Annotated in this window: 24 protein-coding genes; 21 read left to right on the top strand and 3 right to left on the bottom strand. The window is 60.3% G+C overall.

The features are described from left to right. Position 1: 1 nt before the first annotated feature. The 21 genes from BM031_RS22670 to BM031_RS22570 all read left to right on the top strand — a co-directional run bounded on the left by BM031_RS22670 (position 2) and on the right by BM031_RS22570 (position 18,734). Positions 2-886 carry a hypothetical protein gene (locus tag BM031_RS22670; RefSeq protein WP_091876844.1) on the top strand — a complete coding sequence of 295 codons (885 nt, stop codon included), beginning with the start codon at positions 2-4 and terminating at the stop codon, positions 884-886. Then, complete coding sequence (locus BM031_RS22665; protein WP_091876842.1) at positions 886-1,065, top strand: hypothetical protein; 180 nt, start codon at positions 886-888, stop codon at positions 1,063-1,065. Before BM031_RS22670 ends, BM031_RS22665 begins: the two co-directional genes overlap by 1 nt. Before the next feature lie 127 nt (positions 1,066-1,192). Beyond that, positions 1,193-3,223 carry a prohead protease/major capsid protein fusion protein gene (locus tag BM031_RS22660; RefSeq protein ID WP_229409153.1) on the top strand — a complete coding sequence of 677 codons (2,031 nt, stop codon included), beginning with the start codon at positions 1,193-1,195 and terminating at the stop codon, positions 3,221-3,223. Between the two features lie 43 nt (positions 3,224-3,266). After that, positions 3,267-3,599: a DUF2190 family protein gene (locus tag BM031_RS22655; RefSeq protein WP_091876840.1), complete on the top strand. Its 333-nt coding sequence runs from the start codon at positions 3,267-3,269 to the stop codon at positions 3,597-3,599. 13 nt (positions 3,600-3,612) lie between these two features. After that, positions 3,613-3,909, top strand: coding sequence for a head-tail joining protein (locus BM031_RS22650; RefSeq protein ID WP_091876838.1), 297 nt, complete (start codon positions 3,613-3,615; stop codon positions 3,907-3,909). After that, positions 3,906-4,349: a hypothetical protein gene (locus tag BM031_RS22645; protein WP_091876836.1), complete on the top strand. Its 444-nt coding sequence runs from the start codon at positions 3,906-3,908 to the stop codon at positions 4,347-4,349. The genes BM031_RS22650 and BM031_RS22645 overlap by 4 nt, the downstream gene beginning before the upstream one ends. Positions 4,350-4,351: 2 nt before the next feature. Then, entirely contained in the window at positions 4,352-4,552 is a 201-nt protein-coding gene (locus BM031_RS22640) for a hypothetical protein (protein WP_091876835.1), read from the top strand. 2 nt (positions 4,553-4,554) lie between these two features. Then, on the top strand, positions 4,555-5,517 hold the full coding sequence (locus tag BM031_RS22635) for a phage tail tube protein (protein ID WP_091876833.1): 963 nt from the start codon (positions 4,555-4,557) through the stop codon (positions 5,515-5,517). Positions 5,518-5,557: 40 nt separating this feature from the next. Next, the gene (locus BM031_RS22630) at positions 5,558-5,896 is read left to right on the top strand and encodes a hypothetical protein (RefSeq protein WP_091876831.1); all 339 of its coding nucleotides are present in this window, start codon (positions 5,558-5,560) and stop codon (positions 5,894-5,896) included. Next, complete coding sequence (locus BM031_RS26155; RefSeq protein WP_091876829.1) at positions 5,893-6,261, top strand: DUF1799 domain-containing protein; 369 nt, start codon at positions 5,893-5,895, stop codon at positions 6,259-6,261. Before BM031_RS22630 ends, BM031_RS26155 begins: the two co-directional genes overlap by 4 nt. 18 nt (positions 6,262-6,279) lie before the next feature. Continuing rightward, the gene (locus tag BM031_RS22620; RefSeq protein ID WP_091876828.1) at positions 6,280-11,541 is read left to right on the top strand and encodes a DUF4214 domain-containing protein; all 5,262 of its coding nucleotides are present in this window, start codon (positions 6,280-6,282) and stop codon (positions 11,539-11,541) included. Beyond that, positions 11,538-12,575: a hypothetical protein gene (locus BM031_RS22615; RefSeq protein ID WP_091876827.1), complete on the top strand. Its 1,038-nt coding sequence runs from the start codon at positions 11,538-11,540 to the stop codon at positions 12,573-12,575. Before BM031_RS22620 ends, BM031_RS22615 begins: the two co-directional genes overlap by 4 nt. Before the next feature lie 14 nt (positions 12,576-12,589). Further along, positions 12,590-13,591 (top strand): hypothetical protein, encoded by a 1,002-nt coding sequence (locus tag BM031_RS22610; protein WP_091876824.1) that lies wholly within the window; start codon positions 12,590-12,592, stop codon positions 13,589-13,591. Next, positions 13,591-14,085 carry a hypothetical protein gene (locus BM031_RS22605; protein WP_091876822.1) on the top strand — a complete coding sequence of 165 codons (495 nt, stop codon included), beginning with the start codon at positions 13,591-13,593 and terminating at the stop codon, positions 14,083-14,085. The genes BM031_RS22610 and BM031_RS22605 overlap by 1 nt, the downstream gene beginning before the upstream one ends. A 140-nt stretch (positions 14,086-14,225) precedes the next feature. Beyond that, positions 14,226-14,606, top strand: coding sequence for a hypothetical protein (locus BM031_RS22600; protein WP_091876820.1), 381 nt, complete (start codon positions 14,226-14,228; stop codon positions 14,604-14,606). After that, positions 14,606-15,073, top strand: a complete 468-nt coding sequence (locus tag BM031_RS22595; protein WP_091876818.1) for a glycoside hydrolase family 73 protein — start codon at positions 14,606-14,608, stop codon at positions 15,071-15,073. The genes BM031_RS22600 and BM031_RS22595 overlap by 1 nt, the downstream gene beginning before the upstream one ends. Next, a complete protein-coding gene (locus BM031_RS26275; protein ID WP_267873336.1) occupies positions 15,070-15,195 on the top strand; it encodes a hypothetical protein in 126 nt (41 codons plus the stop codon). Before BM031_RS22595 ends, BM031_RS26275 begins: the two co-directional genes overlap by 4 nt. After that, a complete protein-coding gene (locus tag BM031_RS22590) occupies positions 15,192-15,563 on the top strand; it encodes a DUF1353 domain-containing protein (RefSeq protein ID WP_177207866.1) in 372 nt (123 codons plus the stop codon). Before BM031_RS26275 ends, BM031_RS22590 begins: the two co-directional genes overlap by 4 nt. 478 nt (positions 15,564-16,041) lie before the next feature. After that, positions 16,042-16,629 carry a DUF551 domain-containing protein gene (locus BM031_RS22580; RefSeq protein WP_091876812.1) on the top strand — a complete coding sequence of 196 codons (588 nt, stop codon included), beginning with the start codon at positions 16,042-16,044 and terminating at the stop codon, positions 16,627-16,629. Positions 16,630-17,031: 402 nt separating this feature from the next. Next, complete coding sequence (locus tag BM031_RS22575; RefSeq protein ID WP_177207865.1) at positions 17,032-18,417, top strand: ISL3 family transposase; 1,386 nt, start codon at positions 17,032-17,034, stop codon at positions 18,415-18,417. 65 nt (positions 18,418-18,482) lie between these two features. Further along, positions 18,483-18,734: a hypothetical protein gene (locus tag BM031_RS22570; RefSeq protein WP_091876806.1), complete on the top strand. Its 252-nt coding sequence runs from the start codon at positions 18,483-18,485 to the stop codon at positions 18,732-18,734. Positions 18,735-18,736: 2 nt separating this feature from the next. Here the strand turns inward: BM031_RS22570 and BM031_RS22565 are convergent, their stop codons facing one another. From BM031_RS22565 to BM031_RS22555, 3 genes are all read right to left on the bottom strand, one after another. Beyond that, positions 18,737-19,078, bottom strand: coding sequence for a hypothetical protein (locus BM031_RS22565; RefSeq protein WP_091876804.1), 342 nt, complete (start codon positions 19,076-19,078; stop codon positions 18,737-18,739). Between the two features lie 219 nt (positions 19,079-19,297). Then, complete coding sequence (locus tag BM031_RS22560; protein ID WP_091876802.1) at positions 19,298-19,810, bottom strand: DUF4411 family protein; 513 nt, start codon at positions 19,808-19,810, stop codon at positions 19,298-19,300. Beyond that, positions 19,794-20,936, bottom strand: a complete 1,143-nt coding sequence (locus BM031_RS22555; protein WP_091876800.1) for an ImmA/IrrE family metallo-endopeptidase — start codon at positions 20,934-20,936, stop codon at positions 19,794-19,796. The genes BM031_RS22560 and BM031_RS22555 overlap by 17 nt, the downstream gene beginning before the upstream one ends. Between the last annotated feature and the right edge of the window lie 186 nt (positions 20,937-21,122).

The raw sequence follows: 21,122 nt of genomic DNA, 5'->3' as shown, positions 1-21,122 counted from the left end.
TATGAGCTATCGCTTCGACGCACCGTTGCACGCTGCCGGCTATCACTTCGGCTTCCGCGGGCTTGGCGTGCTCGGCTCGACGATCCCGAGTGCTGGAGCGAATGGCCCGGGCTACGGCTATCCAAGCGTGGACCCGGCCGACCTGAACGAAGAACTGTGGTTCCCGATCACTGGCACGCCTCCAGCAGGCGGGTTCTTCAACGAGGACACGAGCTTCACCTATGCAGGCGCGTCGACGTCGTTCGGATTTCGCAAGGTGCGTGCAGGTGTCGATCAGGGCAGCGCGACGGCAACGATTGTCACTGGCGTCACGCTGGTCTCGGCCGACCTCGCGCTGTCGTATGCGATCGATCCGGTGACGCTTGTTTCAGCGGATTTGGCAATTTCGTACGCTATCGATCCGCTAGCTCTTGTTTCGGCAGACCTGACGCTTAGCTACCAGGTTCTGAACAATTCCGGAAGCTTGATCGATGCTTCTGCAGTACCCAAATCGCGTGTGGTCGTTTTCGGTGGCGGCTCCCGGGTCGTCAATTTTGACACCCCATTCACCGGGCCATATAAGGAGGATTCAATGACAAACGCACCGGTGCCATATTTTAAGAATGGTAGGTGGTGGGTCGATAAGGACCCTGATGAAGAGAGTTTCTACGTGGCGAACATCACGAAGGAGCTTACCGACCGAGGTACCGCTGCAGTCTCGATTGAGTCCATCGTAGAAGGTGTCGAGGTGCTCATCCCGGAGCAGATACAGGGGGAGTTCGTCGTGATCAAACTTGGTGGTTTAGACCTGGCGGAAAACGCCGAGAACTACTGGACCGCCCGCGTAAGGTGTGCGAATGGCGAACGATTCGACCGCACCATGTGGTTCAACAGGGTGGACAACTGATGATCAATGTCTACGATCTGCCTGCGGTGCGCGAGCAGCTGGCTCGCGACGCCGTTGAGGGAATTGATGTCGAACATGCCGCCTCCCCAGCCATTGCGTCGAGGCCTGTTGCCAGCTATCCGTCCAAAAACTTAATTTTGGAAAACGGGCTGTATCGCGCTGTCGACCCGGAGGAATAGTCCTCCTGAAAATCTGTCTCAGTTTTCCGAGAATTGAGACAGTGCAATGAGCAGAATGGGCTGCATGACCACGCCTACCACTGCGACTAACCAGAGCCGGACCGCGACCGATCCACGGAATTTGCCAATGCTCAGCCGCTCGGCTGAGCTGGTCCCGGCGTCCTTCAACGACGATGACAACACTGTCGATGTGGTCTGGACCACCGGCGCACGTGGCCGTCGCTATGACTACTGGACCGATACGCAATATGAAGAGGAGCTGGTAGTCACGCCCGAAGCAGTTGACATGACCCGCTTCAACGCCGGCGTGATCCAGGTCTTCGATAGCCATCGCACCTACGGTGGCGTCGGTGCGATTCTCGGCGTTGCAATCCGTGGCAGCATCGAGAATGGCGAAGGCCGTGCCACGATCCGCCTGTCCAAGCGCGCTGACATCGCTGACATCGTCGCCGATATCAAGGGCGGCATCATCCGCTCGATCTCCGTCGGCTACGTCGTCAACAAGTACGAAATTACCCGCGCCATCGATCGCGCCGACGGCGGCACGATGCCACTGTATCGCGCCATCTCCTGGACGCCGCACGAAATCAGCTTTGTCGGCATTCCGTTCGATGCCGAGTCCAGTACGCGCAGCGCGCCGCCCGCTGGCCACCCCTGCGAATTCATCACCCGGGCGCCCGCCCATTCCGCTCCATCCAACCAGGAAGACAACATGACCACTGCTACCCAGTCGGGCGCCCAGAACCCTGCGCCTATCGACGCCGCCCGTTCGGCTGCTGCACCCGCTCCGGCTTCGGCCGCTGCGCCCGCACCAGCAGCCCCGGCTGCCGCGCCAGCCGCCGACGACGCCGCCGCCCGCGCCGCCAACGAAGCCGCCGCCCGCTCCGCCGACATCACCGAACTGTGCGTTCGCCACGGCGTCACCAACCTCGCCGCCGGCCTGATCCGCAGCGGCAATTCGGTCGACCAGGCGCGCGCCGCCGTTCTGGAAGAGCTGGCCCGCAACGACGCAGCCCGCGGCGGCCACAACAACGTGCGCATCCTGACCGTCAGCGACGAGCAGCAGACCCGCATGGCTGGCATCGAAGAAGCGATGATGCACCGCATCCACGCCGGCACGAAGCTGACCGACAACGGGCGCCAGTTCCGCGGTATGAGCCTGCTGGAGATCGGCCGCGACTTCCTGGAATCGCAGGGCGTGAACACCCGCGGGATGGAGCGCATGCAACTGGCGCAGCAGATGCTGCACTTCCGCTCGGGCATGCACGGCACCAGCGACTTCGCCGCCCTGTTTGCCAACGTGGCGAGCAAGCGCCTGCGCGACTCCTATGCGGAAAACGCCGGGACCTACACCCAGTGGGCCCGACGCGCGCCAAACGCTCCCGATTTCAAGAACATCAACATCGTACAGCTGTCGGGCGCCCCGGAACTGCTGCAGACCAACGAACACGGCGAATTCAAGTACGGCACCATGGCCGACGCCGGCACGTCCTACGCGCTGGTCACCTTCGGTCGCATGGTTTCGCTGACCCGCCAAGCCATCGTCAATGACGACCTGCGCGCGTTCGAGCGCCTGGTGTCGGCATTCGGTGCAAGTTCCAGCCGTCTGGAAAACCGCCTGGTGTACAGCCAGCTGATGGGCAACCCGATGATGGGCGACGGCAAAGAGCTGTTCCACGCCGACCACAAGAACCTGGGCACCGGCGCGGGTTCTGCGCTGCAGCTGGCCGCGCTGAAAGCGGGCCGCACCGCGATGCGCCTGCAGCAGGGTCTCCAGAAAGAGGAGCTGAACCTGGCGCCGAATTTCCTGATCGTGCCGGCGTCGCTCGAGCAGGACGCGTACCAGCTGACCAGTGCGAACTACGTCCCTGCGAAGCAGAGCGATGTGAACGAATTCCGCAGCGGCGGCCGTACCGCGATTGAGCCAATCGTTGAACCGATCCTCGACAAGACCGAAGCCAGCCAGAAGGAATGGTACCTGGCTAGCAACAACAGCCAGGTCGATACCGTCGAGTACTGCTACCTGGACGGCGCCGAAGGCCCGGTCATCGACAGCCAGAACGGCTTCGAAGTTGACGGCGTCACCTGGAAGTGCCGCCTCGACTTCGCTGCCAAGGCCGTCGACCACCGCGGCCTGTACAAGGGCGCAGGCGCGTAATCGCAGCTACCCACGTCCCCACGAACGATAGGAACCAGAACCGATGAAAAACTATATCCAGAAGGGCGACACCATTAGCGTGATCGCACCGTACGCTGTGACCAGCGGGCAGGGCGTGCTGGTCGGCGCGCTGTTCGGCATCGCCGCTCACACCGCGGCGCAGGGCGCGGCGGTCGAAGTCGTGCGCAAGGACGTGTTCGACGTGTCGGCCGTCACCGCAGACACCGCTGCGCAGGGCGCCAAGATCTACTGGGATAACACCGCCCGCAAGCTGACCACCACCGCGACCAACAACACGCTGGTCGGCTGCGTCACCGAGGCCAAGGCCAACGGCGACACGACCGCCCGCGTTCTGCTCGACGGCGTCGCCCGCTAAGCACGCCGCGGCCATGATCTTCGCCCACCTCGAAGCTACCGCCAACGCGGCCGTGTTGAACCATCTAGCTAATGTCCAGGTGGCGATCGCGGGCGCCACGGTGCCGGGCATCTTCCGGAAGCCTTCGAGTGTTGCGCAGCTTGGCCACGGCGCAGCAGACACCAGCCCGACAGTTGCCGTCGCCTCAAGTGCGGTGATGGCTGATCCGGTCGACCAGCTGATCGAAATCGCAGGCGTCCCGTACGCCATTGTCGCCACAGCGCCCGATGGCACTGGCTTGACGCTGCTGACCGTGGAGTGTGTGCAATGAGCACCGCCTTCTCCAAGGTCGTCAGCGGCGTCATCGCGGCGCTCGCAGCGAATCCGCCGGTCTGCCCGACCAAGGCGATCTACCGCGCCCGCGCCGTCGAGATGCCTGACCAGGACAACGAAGCCGTCAGCGTTCAGTGGGAGCAGGGCTTGCCCCAGCTGGCCACGATCACCGGCGCACCAATCGACTGGCAGACCCGCATCACGGTTGAATGCTTCGCGCGTAGTGCTGCCGTTGGAGCGACTGGTGACGTAGTTGTAGACCCGTTGCTGCAGCGGGTCTACGAACGGCTGGCGGCAGACCCGTCGCTGGGCGGCCTGGTCGATGACCTGGTGATCGCTGGAATCGAAGCAGAAAACACGGTCGAAGGCAAGAAAACTGGATGGGTGCGCATGACGTATCTCGCCTCCCACCGCACCGATAACCTCACCCTGAGCTGAGCATGAACATCCAAAAGAACCAGAGCGGCGCGCCCGCTGCGCGCGACATTCCGCCGATGCCTGGCGGTGGCACCTTCCGCTTCGACGAAGCGACCTGGGAATGGGTTTCCACCTACCCCGTACCTACCGAAGCCCCTGCCGCAGCCCCAGTCGCTGCGGCAGGTAACGAACCCGCCGGCACCCCGGCAACCGCACAGGAGTAAGCATGTCGCGCCTCATCAAGAACACGGTGGTTACTGCCAAAGCCGAAACCGTTACTGGCCAGGACGCCGCGCCCACGGGCGCCGCAAATGCGGTCCTGATCTCCGACGTGAGCATCACCCCGCTGGAAGCCCAGAACATCTCCCGCCCGCTCATCCGCGGCTACTTCGGTGGCAGCGAGCAGCTGGTTGGCCCGGCCAACGTGAAGCTGTCCTATACCGTCGAGCTCGCCGGCTCGGGCACTGCCGGCACCGCGCCTTCCTGGGGCCAACTGCTGTTGGGCTGTGCCGTTGCGGAAGGCACCCTGGCAAGCCCCGCGCGTGTCGAGTACGTGCCGATGTCGACCGGCCTGAAAAGCCTGACCCAGTACTACTACGACGACGGCGTCGTGCACAAGCTGCTGGGCTCGATGGGCAACTGCACCCTCTCGGCAAAGGTGGGCGACCGCCCCGTGCTGCGCTTTGAATGGACCGGCCTGGATGGCGGTGTCGCAGCCGTGTCGAACGCGGTTCCTGTCTACACGCCGTGGAAAAAACCGGTGGCCATGACGAAGGCGAATGTCATCGACATCACCTTCGGTGCAACCTACGCGGCCGGCGCGCTGACTGGCGGCGAACTGCATTCGAGCACGGGCCTGGAACTGAACTTCGGCAACGTGGTGAACTTCACCCCGATGCTCAGCACCGAGACCGTCGACATCAGCGACCGCGAATCGACCGCCACCCTCGAACTGGAGCTGACTGCGGAACAGGAAGTCGCCTTCATGGCGAAGGTGAAGGCAAACGAGACCCAGAGCCTCGGCTTCACCATCGGCACTGCGGCCGGCAACAAGATCATCGTCTTCGTCCGGGCCGCACAGCTGATCAACCCACGTAAGTCCGAGCTGAACGGAAAGCGCATGATCGGCTTCGATCTGCGCCTGGTGCCGGTCAACGGCAACGACGAATGGCTGATCGTCGCCCTGTAACGGGCGGCGGTTTTTCTCACCTCTTAAAACACACAAACACATGGCACACCGTCTCATCGTACGCAACAAAATCAAGGTCCACGTCAAGGGCGAACTCAAGGACGAAGACGGCAGTCCCGTCGAGTTCGATTTCCATCTGCACTGCAAACGGAAGACTCAGGAAGAGATCAACAAGGTCGTCGGTGGCAAGGATGGCAAGACGATCAAGGACTTCCTGAAAGAGAACACCGACGGCTGGGACGACATGCAAGACGTGTCAGGTGCGCCGCTGCCGTTCACCCCCGAAAACTTTGACAGCATGCTCAACCAGGACGCCGGCATGGGTATGGTCTGCTTCCAGTCCTACCTCCGTGATAGCGGTGCAGTCGTAAAAAACTGACCGGGGCTGCGCGCCTGCTGGCGCGTGGCCAGCTTCGGTTCCAAGGCGGCGACGAGCCGCCGCCCGAAGATCATGTCAATAAAGCGCTGGCGGCATTTGGTCTACGTGCCGTTGAAAGCGTAAAGATCGACCAGGACGAGTACTGGCTCTGGCCGGAAAACGATGAGCCTTTCAAGCTCTGGCTATCGATACAGACGCAGTGGAACACCGCCAGCATGGGCGGCGCGACCGGCCTGGCATACGAAGGTGTCGAAGCATGCTTGCGTCTAAAAGGTTTGGGCCGCAAGAAAAGTATCCAGGTGTTTGAACAGATCCAAGCGATGGAACAGGTCACCCTCGAAGAGTGGGCCCGCAAGAAGCGATAACTCAAGGAACAAGTCGAAATGGCATTCACCCCCCGGCAAGGCTCAGCAACCATCACCATGGGTGTGGATGGCGCGGACGCGTCGCGCCGGGATCTTGAAAGCGTTTCCGATGCCCTGCGCCGTGTCAATGACGCGTCGCTTCGACGCGTCAGCGACCAGATATCGGACGTCGGGGGCAGGTTCACCAGCCTGCAGACCACCGTTGGAGACTTTGCGCAGTTTGCAGTAGCGGGCTTCTCACTGGCCACCCTGGTTACGGGCGTCAAAGACGCGGTTGACCGCTTGGCTGATCTCGATGAAATGGCGCAGAAGACCGGCTCCAGTGTCGAAAGCCTTTCGGTATTGCAGAAGGTGGCGCGAGCCTTCGGCGTGGACATGAGCACCGTTGATTCTGCCCTCTCCAAACTGGCGAAGGGCATGGCGGGTGTCGATGAGAAGGGCAGCAAGACCGGTCGAGCGCTCGCCGCTATCGGCGTATCGGCACGCGACGGAGATGGCAAGCTGCGCGATTCAGCGTCGGTCATGCGTGACGTGGCCGACAAGCTGCAGGGATACGAGGACGGGGCAGGCAAGGCCGCCCTGATGAATGATCTCTTCGGCAAGTCGGGAGCTGACCTCTTGCCGTACATGAACGACCTGTCGGAACACTTCGACAAGTTCTCCGCTACCTCAACGGTCTCGGCCCAGCGTGCGGCCGCACTGCAGGACCAGATGGGGTTCCTGCGCGTTCGCACTGACGACCTTTACACTTCGGTTGCGGAAGCCATGCTTCCTGCGATCAGCGACCTCGCAGGCGGCCTCCTAGACGTCGCAAATGCCGAGAAGGGAATGACATCGGGCGAAGGTGTTCAGTGGGCGGATGACCTTGCCGTGGGGCTTGCGCGGGTGGTTGATGTTGCCCTTCTGGTCCCGAAAGTGCTATCGACCGTATGGGGTAGCGTCAAGGCCGTAGGTGCAGATGTGGGCCTGCTGCAAGTTGCGGCCGAAAATTCGAACCCGTTCAAGGTTGCGGCGAAGTTCGTCCAGGGCGGAAATCCGGTCGCCGATATCCGCAAGGCCCTGGACGAGCGCAACAAGGTCGTGGCCGAATCAAACCGGAAGCTTGAAGACCTGTGGAACAAACCTGCCAACTTAGTTGAGCAGGCGACGCTCAAGCGCATTGCCGATCGTGGCAACAAAAGCTTGGCCGCGGCTGCGGGCCTCAATGGCATCTCCCCGAACGATGGGAAAAAGGATCCGCTCAAGTACAGCGGAGGCAGTGACGCGTCTGAGGCAGCTACCGCTGGCGCGCGCAAAGACGCAGCCTTGCTGGCGGAACTGTCTGGCGTCACCTCCGACTATATGGAAAAGCTGGAGCAGCTGCAGAAGCTGCGCGTGTCGGCCAACATGTCCGACGAGAGGTACGTTGAGCTTGTCACCGAGTTAATTTCCAAACAGCCGGCCGCCAAGAAATGGATTGACGACCAGGCTAAGGCCGCTGAAGAAGCGAAAAAATACGCCGACGAGACCATTCTGGATTGGGAAGAGATCCGCAAGGCGCATGGCGCCTTGACGGCGCAGACGATCGAAGATGCCTCCAATGAAGCCTTGAAGAACGAGGAGCTGGCGCGGACGTTCGGGTTGACCAGGGTCGAAGTCGAGAAGTTGACGCTCGCTCGACTTGAGGGTGAGCTGGCCCAGAAAGCTGGCAAAGAGAATGTCGCCGGTGAGATTGCAGATCTCGAAAAGCTCATTGCGGCGAAAAGGCGCAATGTGACCGCGCTCACGACGATCAGCGCGGGCGAGTCAGCTAAGAAGGCAGCTGAGGAGCTGAGCAACTTCCTCGATCCTTCCCGGGCTCAGTCGTTTGGCGAGGCACTACGCGAGTCTTTCGGCAGTGCAGGCACCGCCATTTCGAAGCTGACCGGTAACCTGGATGGATTCGCGCGCCGCCAGGCTGAATTTGACAAACGTCGCGAGCAGGCGGCCGAGGCATACCGCAGTGGCTTGCACAGCGAACAAACATACCTGCAGAACGTGTCGCGCCTCAACGAGATGGAGACCAAGAGTCGCCTTTCGGGCTACGGCGACATGGCCAGTGCCGCTGCCGGATTCTTCGGCGAGCAGAGCAAGGGCTACCAGGCGCTGATGGCGGTGTCACAGGTATTCCACGCCGCCGAGCTGGCGATGACGCTAGCCGAACTGGTGCCCAAGGGAATCTCCGCCGTGCTGAGCCAGGGCAGCGGCGACCCGTACACTGCCTTTGGGCGCATGGCGGCGATGGCTGCAGTTGTCGCAGGCCTGGGCGTGGCGATTGGCGGCGTCTCCGGCGGGGGCAAGCCTGTATCACAGCAACGGCAAGAGACTCAGGGCACCGGCTCGGTGCTGGGCAACCCCACCGCAAAGTCCGAATCGATCTCGCGCTCGCTGGAGATGATCGAGGACGCCAGCTTCCAGGGGCTGAGCATAAGCAACGACATGCTGTCCGCGCTGCGCAACATCGAGAGCAACATCGGCAGCTTCGCGGCGCTGATGGTACAAACCTCGGGCATTACCGGCAACTATGGCAGCGGCCTGACGAAGGATGTCTTCGACTCGAAGGCCATCGGTATCGGTGGTGCTGCGGGCGGCGCAGTCATCGGCGCTGCTGCCGGAGCGTACGTCGGTATGGGCACCAGCTATATCGGCGCGCTGCTGGGCGGTCCATTAGGCATGGCCCTCGGTTCGGTGCTGGGCGCCGTCATCGGTAAGACCTTCATCGGCAAGGCGCTGGGCAAGGTCTTCGGCGGAAAGCAGACCGTTGAGGATTCCGGCTTTACCATGGACAAGGTGGCCTATGGCGAAGTGCTGACTGGCCACCTCAAGGCACTGCAGTATGCCGACGTGAAGACTGACGGAGGCTGGTTCCGCAGCGACAAGACCAATACCCAGAGCACCCCCCTTGACGCCGACGGCATCCGCCAGATCCAGCAGGTGCTGACATCGCTGTACACCACCGTGCACGAAGCCGGCCAGATGGTGGGTCTGAGTGGGGACGAATTCGCCAGCAAGCTCGATGGCTTCGAGGTCGATATCGGCAAGATCAGCCTGAAGGGGAAGAAGGACGACGAGATCCAGAAGGAGCTAGAGGCGGTCTTCTCTAAGGTGGGCGACGACCTGGCGCGCTTTGGCGCGGCCGGACTGGAGCGGTTCCAGCAGGTGGGCGAGGGCTACCTCGAGACACTGACCCGGGTTGCCACCGGCTACCAGACAGTGGCCGTGGTGTCAGAGTCTCTTGGCATGACCTTCAGCGCAGTGGGCTTCGAATCGGTCGAGGCGCGCGAGCGCCTGCTGTCGTTGTCCGGCGGGATGCAGGAGTTCGCGTCTGCGGCTGAGAGCTTCCTGGCAAACTTCTACACCGACGAGGAGCAGGTGAACGCCTTGCGCGGCCGCCTCAAGCCGACGCTCGACCAGTACGGGATTGAGACGGGCGCCGAGGATTCACTCAAGCAGTTCCGTAAAGTCGTGACCGGGCTCGACCTGACGACTGCCGCAGGGGCCCAGGCCTACGCGACGCTGATGCAGATCGCGCCGGCGTTCAAGCAGATTGCCGACGTTGACGCCGCGATGTTCGAGGAACGGGCCGAGCTGCAGGAGCGGTTGGACGAGTTGACCCTGACGTCAACCCAGCTGGCGACCAAGGCGGGCGCCAAGATCAACGAGCGGAACAAGGCGCTGTACGACGAGATCCAGGCGACGCTGCTCGCCCAGGATGCGCGCGCTATGGAAATTCAGATCATGGGCCTTTTGGGCGATAAGGCGGGCGAGCTGGCTGCCAATCGCGCGATCGAGCTGGCGGGCATCAACGAAATCCTACACCCGCTGAAAGAGCGAATCTACGCTATAGAGGATGAGGCGGCCGCGCTGCAAAGTTCGAACGCGCTGCTTGCCATCCAGGCCCAGATCTACGACATCCTTGGCGATAAGGCTGGTGCCGCTGCGGTGTTGGCGCAGCAGCAGGTCGCTGCAATTGCCGCACTTGATCCTGCCCTCCGTACCGCAACCCTGAGGCTTTGGGATTTGCAGGCCGCTGCCGCAGCAGCCGAGCGCGTCAAGTTGAGTGCTGCAACCCTACTCGGCAACGTCGACAGCGCTTTCTCCGCATTGCAGCGGGTGGTGCAGCGGGACAAGAATCTGATCCAGACTCAGATCACGACGCAGACCGACTTGGTGAACAAGCACTTGACGCTGGCGACGACGCTGCGCGGCGCGCTTGACTCGATGGTCGAGCCGGGACGGGAACGCGAGCGGCGTGAGGAGGCTCAGGCGCAGATCAAGACCGCGTTGGTAATGGCCCGCGCCGGTGCACTCCCCGAAGCAGACGGCCTCAAAAAAGCACTGTCGGTGCTGGGGCAGGATGCGTCGGCGCTGTACGCCACGCAAGAGGATTTCCTACGCGACTTCTACACCACGCAGAACGACATCGCAGAGTTGGCCGGCCTGACCGACGCCACCCTCAGTGTGGAAGAGCAGGCACTGAAGGCGCTGGAAGCTGAAGCCGATCAACTGGATGAAATCCTCGAAACCGCCCAGCAGGAGATCGATGTTCTCAAGGGCATTGATACATCGATCCTCACGGTGCGGCAGGCGGTCGAGGCGCTCGCCCTGGCTATGGGCGCGGCGCGGTCCAACCCGATCGTGGCGTCGACGGCGGCCATCTCCAGCACATACCAGTCGGCGCTGGGCCGGACGCCGGATGCCGCCGGCCTGCAGTTCTGGCAGGACAAGGCCGCCCAGGGCGTGTCGCAGTCGGAGATCTTGGATGCGATCAAGAATTCGCCAGAGGCAAAAATCGCGGAACTGTACCAGTCCACCCTCGGCCGCGCTGCCGACGGGACAGGGCTTAGCTTCTGGACGGACAAGGCTAACAGCGGCGTTCCGCTCTCCGAGATCGCGCTAGCGATTGCCGGCAGTAAGGAGAAGAAGCTGGACTCCGTGCCTGGCTTTGCCAATGGTGGCGACTTCGCCGGAGGAGTGCGGGTAGTGGGCGAGGTCGGTCCTGAAGTGGAGTTCACAGGCCCGAGCCGGATCGTGAGCCACGAGCAATTCATGCGCAGGTTGTCCACACCGCAAGAGAACAGCACAGCGCTGGCCGCTGCAGTGGAGCGCCTCATCGCTGAGAACATGGCCATGCGCGGTGAGTTGAAGGAAGCGAACGCTGCGCTGTACGCGATCGCAAGAAATACGATGAACACGTCCGACCACCTGGACGCCGCAGTCAACGGCAATGTCCCACTCGCTACGAAAGTGATTCCAGCATGATTGTTGTTGACCCTGTGACGATCGGCGATGTGGCCTTCTCGCGTGCATCGCCAAAGTGGGTATTCGACCGGACGGGCGCATCGGTGCAGGTTCCTGCTGGTGTCCCGGCAGTGACGTATGACCCGGCCGAACTTAGCAAGGCGCCGTACATGATCATTGGGGCGGACGATATTATCGGCAGTGCCGCCGGCCTGCTCTATTCGAATGTCGCCGACACTGAGCCCCTGTGGACAGCTGGCAGCTATGCCAAGGGGGCGAGGGTCAGGAGCGCCGCGCACATCGTCTATGAGTCGCTGGCCGATGGCAACACTGCCGCGCTCACGGATGCGTCGAAGTGGCTCAACAGGGGAGCCACCAACCGGCGCGCGATGTTCGACGACCGTAACAATACGCAGACATCGACAGCGGAGGAGATCATCGTCGTGCTGTCGCCGCGCGCGATCGCCCAGGGGCTGCTCTTGGGGAACGTCGACGCGAGCGAAGTTGGAATATCGGTCACCGTCCCTAACGTCGGGGTGGTCTACAGCGAAACCAGAAACATGATCGTGTCATCGTCCGGCAGCAGCTTTTTTCGCTGGGGTTTTAACAGGATCAAGCGCAAGACCTTGTTCCTTACCCTCATGTTGCCGATCTACTTCAACGGCGTAGTGACGATCTCAATCCGGCGCCCGGGCGGGATCGCCAAATGCGGCATGTGCATGATTGGCCCGACTGTCGAGGCCGGACTGACCCTGATGGGCCTGTCGACTGAAATCAAGGACTACTCAACCACTGCGTTCAACGTCGACGGTAGCAGCTCCACAATCGAGCGGGGCTACCGAAAGCTGATGACTCTCGACGTCACCGTCGATACCGCAAACATTGAGCAGGTCGAGGACCAGCTGATCGGCTGGCGGCAGAAGACGGCGGTCTGGATTGGCGCAGCCCATCGTCCCGATACGATCATCGTCGGGCGGTACAGCAGTTTCAAGAAGGTGATCGAGTCCTACCCTCGATCGAAGATGGCTTTGCAAATTGAAGGGGTGCTTTCGTGACAATTACAAAACTAATGGACCTGGCCCAGATGCCGAACCAGTCGCAGGATCAGGCGACGTTTGACGCACGCTGGGCGCAGGTGTTGACCGACCTGACGGTCTGGGGCGCCCAGGTCAACGCCGAGACGGCCGCCATGAACGCGCTCGCTGTCGGCCTGAATACGATCGCCGCTGGCGGGGCCTACGCACTGCCGTACGTGGTCGATGGCGCCACGGAGGCGGCCGACCCTGGTAGCGGGAAGCTGCGCCTCAACAACACGGCGCAAAACTTGGCCACCGCCCTGTACCTGGACGCGGTAGCTGGTGTGCTCGGTGACGTGTCGGGGCTGCTGACCAGCCTCGGCCAATCTACCAATCCTACGAAAGGGCGGTTGCGGCTCGTGAAGATGGGCGACGTGACCAAATTCATGACGTTCAACGTCACAGCGGTCGCCAATTCGACGGGATACTTCACGCTGACCTTGAACTCCGGCGCTGGGAGCTCGAGCAGCCCGTTCATCGCAGGCGATGCGGTCATGATGTTCTTCGACCGGACGGGTGACGTTGGCCCCCAGGGGCCCGTCTACCAGCACGCGGTTTTGCATGCGCGCGACGAAAAGCCGCAGGGGACTCCCGGCGGCCAGAACGCGGCAACGAGTCAATGGATCGCTCGCACTCTGAATGCCGTCAAGGTCAATACGATCGCAGGAGCTTCCCTCTCAAGCGATGCCGTCACGCTGCCCGCCGGGACGTATAAATACGCCGGGTCAGCCCCAGCCCACCAGGTCGGCGTGCATAAAGCCAGGCTGCAAAACGTAACAGATAACACGACGATCGATTATGGGACCAATGAATCGTGCGCGGCCACATCAACGAGGTCTCTGCTGCGTGGCCAGTTCACGATCGGAAGCACGAAGCAGATCGCCGTGCAGCATATCACTGGCAGTGACAATGGCGTGTATAGCCTTGGCTATAACACCGGAATGGCAGGTGCAATTGAGGTCTACACCGAAATCATGTTTGAGAAAGTCGCGTAATGGAAAACCTCACCTACGTTACCTATGACCCTGCGACCGGCGCGCTGACCGGCGCGTACATCCAGGCGCCGCACGAATCGCACATCGGTTGCATGATCGAGGTAACCCCCGAGGTGCACGCTGAATGGGTGAAATACCGGGCCAACGAGGCGCGCGACGGCGTGGAGCTACTGCTGGCCGAATCACCAGCGCTGCCCGAGGCGGTGATCGTCGCCATGTACGAACAGGCGGTCGACCAGCACATTGACACCGGTGCCCGTGCGTACGGCTACATGAGCATCCTCACTGCCATCAGCTACGCCGAGGAGCCGGCAGTGCAGCGCTTCCAGTTAGAAGGTCAAGCGCTGCGCGCCTGGCGCTCGCTGTGCTATGCGAAGTGCCACGAGGTGCTGGCGGCCGTGAAGGCCGGTGCGCGCGCGCAGCCGACCGTGGGACAGTTGCTGGCCGAAATGCCGCTGATCGACTTGCCGCCGCCTGAATCCTTCGCCGCCTGACCTCGGCCCGCCATCCACTCAGCCCGCTCCAGCGGGCTTTTTTTCGTCCATCTAAACAGTCTCAACTTTCCTAGAAATGAGACGGCATCAACGGGACACTGTGGACTTCCGGGCAGGTCACGACTATGAGAGAAAAATTAATGAGCGAACCGTTTTCAGGCACAGCTGCAGGCGTAGCTGGATGGAAGGTTATTGGCGGCCTGGCAGGGATGGGAGCCTTGGGTGCCGGCCTGGCGACGTTCGTAGTGATGTCGATGACGAAGCCGAAGTCCGACCAAGAATGGCGCGTCGCCCTTGTATCGACTCTGGTGGGCTCGATTGGCGGTGGTGCGTGCCTCGTGCGCTACCTCGGCATCCAGCACTGGGTCAACGACGTGTTCGGCATGGTAGCCATGCTGGCCCTTGTGTTTGCCTGCGGGCTCCCGGCATGGGGGCTCGTGCGTGCCTGGTTCAAGTTCCTGGACAAGCGCAAGGACGCTGATCTGGCCGATATCGTCAAGGAAGTAAGGGAGGTGATCTGATGCCGCCTACCGCATTCCTCGACCTGCTGTTGCCGGCGGCCCGCGAGTGCCAGCGCATTACCGGGATCCCAGCTTCCTTCACCTTGGCGCAGGCTGCGCTCGAATCCGGCTGGGGCGCATCCAAGCTGGCTGGCCAGGCGCGCAACCTATTTGGCGTGAAGGCCGATCGCTCGTGGAAGGGCGAGACGCTCGACATGCTGACGACTGAGGTTGTGCGCGGCAAGGCCATCAAGGTGGTGGCGAAGTGGCGTGTCTACCCGACCTGGTCGGCCTGCATGCTTGACCGGGCGGAGTTCTTCCGCCGTAACCCGCGCTACAGCAAGTGCTGGGCCGAGAAGACCGGCGAGGGCTGGGTGCGCGCTGTTGCCGCCGCCGGCTACGCCACCGATCCCGAGTACGCCGAGAAGGTCATGGCCGTGATCCGCGGCCGCAACCTGACCCGTTTCGACAACCTGGAAGCCCCGTGAAGAAGATCCTGATTATCGCCGTGCTTTTGACCGTCACTGGTTGTGCCAACCTGAAGTTCGAATGGAAGGCCAGCTACAAGACCGACAACCTCGCAGCGGATCTGAAGGCAGTGGAAAAATGAAACCGTCAGCGCAGTTTCACACGAAGCTGTCTGTCGAGCAGCTCGACGCTGTTCGATGGCAGCTCGTCGCGCTGCTGGCGTTTTACTCGGCGAAATACGACAGCATGACGATCGTGCCGGCCGGGACCGTAACGGACTTTGCCAGCGTGCCGCGCATCCCCTTGGCGTTCTGGTTGTTTGCTGGCATTGGCCAAGCCGCCGCGGTAATACACGATTGGCTCTACGGCTGCGGCACTGTTCCCCGCAAGGTGGCAGACGACATCTTCCTGGAGGCGATGGAAGCGTGCGGGGTTCCGACCTGGCGGCGGATACCGATGTACTGGGCTGTGCGTGCGTTCGGCGCCGGCCGGTACAGCAAAGCAGGATAGCCATGGATTTTCACGTCATCACTTCGGTTGGCGAAGCGTTGATCCTAACGACCCGAGGAGATGACACGCGCGCGAGGACTGTCCAGCTGATCAGCGATCAGGCGCTGGTACACTACCGGCGGGTAATGGCCGCACACCTGGCCCGCCGTCAGCAACCGCGTGAGCAGCGAGACGCCGCTTCGACGGCTTGAGCAGCACTCGCCTGGCGAGATCGAGCGAGACACCTTGCTCGAATAATGCGCGAGCCGCTGGGGCGACGCCGTGTGTCCCGGCGAAGTTCAGGGCCAGGTCGAGGTAGAAGGCTGTCAGGCGGTCCGTTCGTTTATGCATCGCGGTAGGATATCGGTGCATGGTCGGCACGATTTGAGCCGGCTCAACGGTGCTACACTGCGCGCCATGCTCGCAAAAGTTAAACGGCTCTCCGGATTAGTTTGTGGAATGGATGAGTTTGGAGTATACTCAAATTCCGGATTAATTTGTGGAATTGGGGGATGCGATGAGTGGACACGAGAAAGCGGGGCTGAACCGCCTTGCTCAACTTCTAGCTGAAGACCATGATGCACTGACAAGCATCGAGCTCGATGCCGCGAGGTACCGCTTTCTGCGCAATCAGCAATCGTGGGGTAATGTCATCTACGAAGCCATCGGCTATGGCGGCGGCGAGGATTTCGACAAAGCCATTGACGCCACGATGGGCTTCACGCCGCAAGAACTCAGTCCGGCGCTTCACAGCGACGACGAGTTGCGCAAGACGGAGGGCTACCGGCTGGGATTCATGGAAGGCATGCCACGTAAGCAAGTCGACATCCTTCGAGCCGCTGCCGAGCGTCGACTAATAGCTGAGCCCGGCTGGTTTGGCATATGGGACGCCGCGCCGGTGCAGGGTGAGAACGTACTGGCCACAGACGGCAAGACCGTGATAGCGGCGCGCTGGTTCGCCCCTGGATGGGCTGAGTACGGCGATTCTTCCGATGAGATTGTCTACTTGGACGAGGGGTGGGTGACGCACTGGCAGCCATTCCCGAGCCCGTCCGCACACACCGCAATTGATATTGGATTGGCATGAAGCAGTCTCGCGGGCTCTTGTTGGGCTATCGCTTGGAATGGTGCCCAGGCGATTATGTTTTTGAGACGCCAGAGCATTTCGCCAAAGAAATTTGCCGGAACAGTGCCCGAATATGGGGTCTGTACACGGAGCCTCAGTCAGGATGCCCTAACGCAGTGGCGGTTTACCTCGGTCCGCACTGGATTCAGCCGAAGTACGTCTACGGGAAGTGCCTGGATGGGTTTAAGCCTCTCTACCTAGGCCCGCTTTTATATGAGCCGGCCATGGACGAAGACGTTCTATTTGCTTTCCCAGGGATTATTGAGGAGAGGCTGCGCGCCGACCGGCCCGACCTGTTCGCGGATGAGAGGTGCTCATGACCCAGACAAGACTGGGCGTAAGCTGGGATGCGATAATAGTTGCATGACGGACATCCTCGACTTGCCTGACTGGCGTTGCCTCGACAAACGCCAGGACGATGCTGGCACTGAACTGCATGTGGAGTACACCATCGACCCCGACTTCTGCCTGAAGTGCGGGGTCGTTGGCAATCTGTACAAGCACGGGTTCACGAATACCACTTACCTCGATTGCCCGATGTGGGGCCGGCCAGTTCGCCTGCTGGCCAAGGTAAGACGCTACAAGTGCCGAGACTGTAGCGGCACCTTCTTGCAGCCTCTGGAAGCCATTGACGCGGCCCGCAGGATGACGATACGCGCCCTCGAGTACATTCAGCAGCAGAGCATGCGCGACACCTTCCAGCGCGTCTCTGAGCACCTTGGCTGCGATGAGAAGACGGTCCGCAACGTGGCCAACGAATACATCGAGGGCAAGGACGATGGGTATCGTCCATACCTGCCAGAGTGGATTGGGCTGGACGAGACGCATCTGAACAAGGTGATGCGGGCCATCATTACCGATGTGAAGGCCAGGAAGCCAATCGACATGCTGCCCGACCGGGACAAGTCGACGCTGCGTAGGTGGTTTGGCCAGTTCCGCGACCGGAGCCACGTCAAGGGCCTGGCAATCGACATGTGGGCGCCATACCGCGATGTCGCTGCCGAATTGTTTCCGAACCTGCCGGTTGTCATTGACAAGTTCCACGTTGTCAAAATGGCGAACTCCTGTGTGGAACGGAGCAGAATCAGGCTCGGCAAGGCGCAGGGCAAGAAGGTCAATTTGGCTTGGAAACGCAGCAAGGCCCTCATCCGGATGCGGCTCCGAGACCTGAACGACAAGCAGCGCTTCAACCTAGACATGTGGCTCGACAACGAGCCGGACATGGCCGCTGCTTACCGTCTCAAAGAGCGGCTGTTCGACATCTATGACAAGCCCAAGGCCGAGGCAATCAAGGACTATGACAGCTTCGCTAACGATGTGCCGGCTAGCCTGAAGGCGGACTTCCACGAGCTCACCAGGGCAATGAAGAACTGGCGCAAGGAGATTCTGAACTACTTCGACCACCCCATCACCAACGCCTACACCGAGAGTCTCAATGGCGTGGCGAAGGTAGCCAATAGGATGGGGCGTGGCTACTCATTCGAAGTCATTCGAGCCCGCATCCTGTTCAATGACCGGAAGCCGTCGGCTCGCCAATTGCGTGCTCAGCGAGCGGCTCAACCTACTGCTGCTCAGGAGACTATGCGTTGTTGCGACCTTTGCAAGGGACTGTTTTACGTGGCGGAGGTTGAGACTTTCTCTCTGGAGCACTTCCTGCCAAAGGACAAGTCACTGCCGCTGAAGTACCCGGAGATGTTAGTGGTCTGCAACCTCTGCAATAGCCGTTCCCACAAATCGTTCGAAGTTTGACGGAAACTGATTCCACAGATTATTCCGGATAGCCAGTTAAACCCCTTCGCAAGGCCGGCAAGCGGTTGTCGAATCAGGACGTTGCCCGGTCCACGCACGTCGAGGGCGAGGTGCGCGTTTACGGACTGGGCGGCACCATTGTGGCGAGCGTCACCGCCTCTAATTCGCAGACTGGCGAACCACTGCTGCCGGTGCTGTACGACGCGCGCCTGACCACCATGCACGGCACCAAGATGCTGTTCAAGGGCGAGGAGCGACCGCAAGGCGATGCCGGGCCGGCGTACATTCAGGAATGGTCGGCGGTAACCGAGGGCTAGTCCTATTCCTCGTCGTCCAGGTTCGCATACTGGATGCCTTCGATCTTCGCCACAGCCTCCAGCAGCGCCGCCCGCACCGCGGCGAACATCGCGCGCTGCCGCTGGTCGACCACGACCATATCGGCAAACTCGTCGGACCGGTGCAGCCAGATGGCCCCGTCTACGATCTCAGCCAGTGGCGAAGCCACGACCAGCACGTGCTCTTCATCGCCGCCCGCTACCAGCAGCGGCAACGCCGTCTTGAGCGGCTCGGCCCGGTCGCTAAAGTAGTGCACCAGGGTGGGCGGCTTGTCAGCGGTTAGGTCGTACTCGATGACGGGGTGCTGCAGTCTTTCGATGAACACGGGAGCGCTCCAGATGCGGGGGCCTGCGCATTATCCCATGGGTGAAGCGGCGCTTGAACTGCTCCACAAATCCGATTGGTCCCGGATGGATAGTGGCTGTTAGGCGCACCTATCTCGTCGTTTTGTGGAGCAAGAACAGTGGCTGCACCCGCATGGTTGAGCGATTCCTTATACGGCTTCCCAAGCTTACGATATCGGATCCGCCCTCAACGGCAAGGTTCAGGGTTTGAACGCGAAATTGGACTTCGCAAACTTATGCAGGACTGGATGAATTTTAGTGGTCGGTACGTTAACCCATGCAGACGCATCTGGAAGTTTTATATCTCGTATCGAATTGGGCGCTGACGCTTCATTCGTAATGATTGTGAAGTCCTTGTTGTGCGCCGCGTGCGCGATCAACCATGCATCAGCTTTATCTGCATTGAGAAACTTTGTCTTCGCTGCCATCATAAACTTCCGCGCTGGATCGTGCGCTTCTTGGCTTAGTTTTGCCCATACGGGCAACGATGGAAGGCTACTCTGAAAGAATCCACTAAGAGCCGGGGATTCAGCCCAAGCGTGCAATGGATCTCCGTCGCCATCAAGCAACTCATTTTTCACTTTATCAATACTAAAAAACAGACCAGCCTTATGGCCAGCCGTAATCCACTCCCAAAATGCCTCACAGTAGTTTGGGTGGTAATGAAGCCGCGCTGAAGAGATCAGTACATCGGAGTCAAATAGGTATCGCATTCTGCTTCTCGTGCAATTTCAAAACATTATTTGGGGTTGTATTTAGCAGACGCCCGGCCTCACTTAAGTTGAGAGTGCCGGAAGCCGCTAGGCCAGAAATTTGCATCGAGAGTGCCTTGCTGTTCCTCACTGCTAAAGATCTATAGAAATCTCCGCCAGTGCTCTTCTTATCTTTCGCTGCTTTACGCGCAAGGTTATATACTTCAAAGTACTCCTCATGGCTGATAAGGCCGAAGTCATAGGCGCGTCGTGCGACTACGGTCTTGCTTACCTTAAATGTCCTTCGAGCGACCTCAAGCCGTACATCAGAAGACTCGGCGGGCAGCTCTTCCCAAACAGCGAGAAAGCGCTTTTTGGGAACGAGGAACTCCCCGGCAACGGCATTGCAATAGCGCTCAGTTTTATTGTGTGTAGTGGGGGCGGCGTCCGAAATCCCGGAGTCGCCGATCCAAATATGGGCCAACTCATGCGCAAGGGTGAATACCCATGCGGCGGCTGCGTCGGCACCATTGATGAAAATAATTGGGCAAACTGGATCCGCGATCGCAAAGCCACGAAATTCCGCTATCGACAGAGGGCGACTGGTATTATTTCCAACGACGCCGTTTTTGAATACGAATAAGCCGTTCTTTTCACATTGATCTACCAAAAAAGAGAATAGCTGATCAGGATTTTTTACGTCCCGCAGGACGGCTTCGTTAAAATCCAGATGAGTCCGGATTTCAGTAGCGAGTGCCTCTGGCGCCGGGCGATTGATTCCGTACTTGCCTACGAATTCAAGAGGTTCCGCACCCTCTGCTTTCAAACGTTCACGTATCCAGGAATGTTTAAACTCAATATCATCGAAGGTATCGAAAAAATCTTTACTGAGAGGATGGGCATCGGGCAAGGTCCGAAAGTCCGCCAGTGGAGGCTTCCTCTGCTCGGGAGGTTCTGGCAGGAACAAGAAACCAAGAGGCACGCCTGCAAGCTTGGCGTACTTAAGGACCTGAGCGTAAGTCAATTTCCCTGCGGTGATTTTGTCGACGGATTTCTTGGAAACACGTACCGCAAGTTCATGCAGTCCCTCTCCGGCCTGCGAAGCAGCCCAGCTGAGCACGGCGGGGGAGAGTTCAATAGTTTCCATGACACCGAAATTTACCACAATGACAACAGTGAAGGCTTAACAGACAGCAATTTTGTAGCTTAATCGCGAAAAATTTACGTGTCGCTTGGCGTAGGTTCTGGCGTAGCTTTGACGCTTATGCTGATTTCGTCATAGTGGAAGGCACTGATGCATCATAGGGGTAATCTTGCTTTTGCCGATATCGGT

Origin of the sequence: Massilia yuzhufengensis (assembly GCF_900112225.1) — a bacterium.
Lineage (GTDB): Bacteria > Pseudomonadota > Gammaproteobacteria > Burkholderiales > Burkholderiaceae_D > Telluria > Telluria yuzhufengensis.
The sequence above is the reverse complement of the archived record's forward strand: the minus strand, read 5'-3'. Positions and strand labels throughout refer to the sequence as shown.

What these genes read in the sequence shown, in the direction of transcription:
- BM031_RS22660 (WP_229409153.1), top strand. Translation starts at nt 1,193, where the DNA reads ATGCTCAGCCGCTCGGCTGAGCTGGTCCCGGCGTCCTTCAACGACGAT.
- BM031_RS22560 (WP_091876802.1), bottom strand. Translation starts at nt 19,810, where the DNA reads ATGCGATACCTATTTGACTCCGATGTACTGATCTCTTCAGCGCGGCTT.
- BM031_RS22635 (WP_091876833.1), top strand. Translation starts at nt 4,555, where the DNA reads ATGTCGCGCCTCATCAAGAACACGGTGGTTACTGCCAAAGCCGAAACC.
- BM031_RS22575 (WP_177207865.1), top strand. Translation starts at nt 17,032, where the DNA reads ATGACGGACATCCTCGACTTGCCTGACTGGCGTTGCCTCGACAAACGC.
- BM031_RS22670 (WP_091876844.1), top strand. Translation starts at nt 2, where the DNA reads ATGAGCTATCGCTTCGACGCACCGTTGCACGCTGCCGGCTATCACTTC.
- BM031_RS22665 (WP_091876842.1), top strand. Translation starts at nt 886, where the DNA reads ATGATCAATGTCTACGATCTGCCTGCGGTGCGCGAGCAGCTGGCTCGC.
- BM031_RS22655 (WP_091876840.1), top strand. Translation starts at nt 3,267, where the DNA reads ATGAAAAACTATATCCAGAAGGGCGACACCATTAGCGTGATCGCACCG.
- BM031_RS22605 (WP_091876822.1), top strand. Translation starts at nt 13,591, where the DNA reads ATGGAAAACCTCACCTACGTTACCTATGACCCTGCGACCGGCGCGCTG.
- BM031_RS22615 (WP_091876827.1), top strand. Translation starts at nt 11,538, where the DNA reads ATGATTGTTGTTGACCCTGTGACGATCGGCGATGTGGCCTTCTCGCGT.
- BM031_RS22600 (WP_091876820.1), top strand. Translation starts at nt 14,226, where the DNA reads ATGAGCGAACCGTTTTCAGGCACAGCTGCAGGCGTAGCTGGATGGAAG.
- BM031_RS22640 (WP_091876835.1), top strand. Translation starts at nt 4,352, where the DNA reads ATGAACATCCAAAAGAACCAGAGCGGCGCGCCCGCTGCGCGCGACATT.
- BM031_RS22590 (WP_177207866.1), top strand. Translation starts at nt 15,192, where the DNA reads ATGAAACCGTCAGCGCAGTTTCACACGAAGCTGTCTGTCGAGCAGCTC.
- BM031_RS22630 (WP_091876831.1), top strand. Translation starts at nt 5,558, where the DNA reads ATGGCACACCGTCTCATCGTACGCAACAAAATCAAGGTCCACGTCAAG.
- BM031_RS22645 (WP_091876836.1), top strand. Translation starts at nt 3,906, where the DNA reads ATGAGCACCGCCTTCTCCAAGGTCGTCAGCGGCGTCATCGCGGCGCTC.
- BM031_RS22555 (WP_091876800.1), bottom strand. Translation starts at nt 20,936, where the DNA reads ATGGAAACTATTGAACTCTCCCCCGCCGTGCTCAGCTGGGCTGCTTCG.
- BM031_RS22610 (WP_091876824.1), top strand. Translation starts at nt 12,590, where the DNA reads ATGGACCTGGCCCAGATGCCGAACCAGTCGCAGGATCAGGCGACGTTT.
- BM031_RS22620 (WP_091876828.1), top strand. Translation starts at nt 6,280, where the DNA reads ATGGCATTCACCCCCCGGCAAGGCTCAGCAACCATCACCATGGGTGTG.
- BM031_RS22595 (WP_091876818.1), top strand. Translation starts at nt 14,606, where the DNA reads ATGCCGCCTACCGCATTCCTCGACCTGCTGTTGCCGGCGGCCCGCGAG.
- BM031_RS22650 (WP_091876838.1), top strand. Translation starts at nt 3,613, where the DNA reads ATGATCTTCGCCCACCTCGAAGCTACCGCCAACGCGGCCGTGTTGAAC.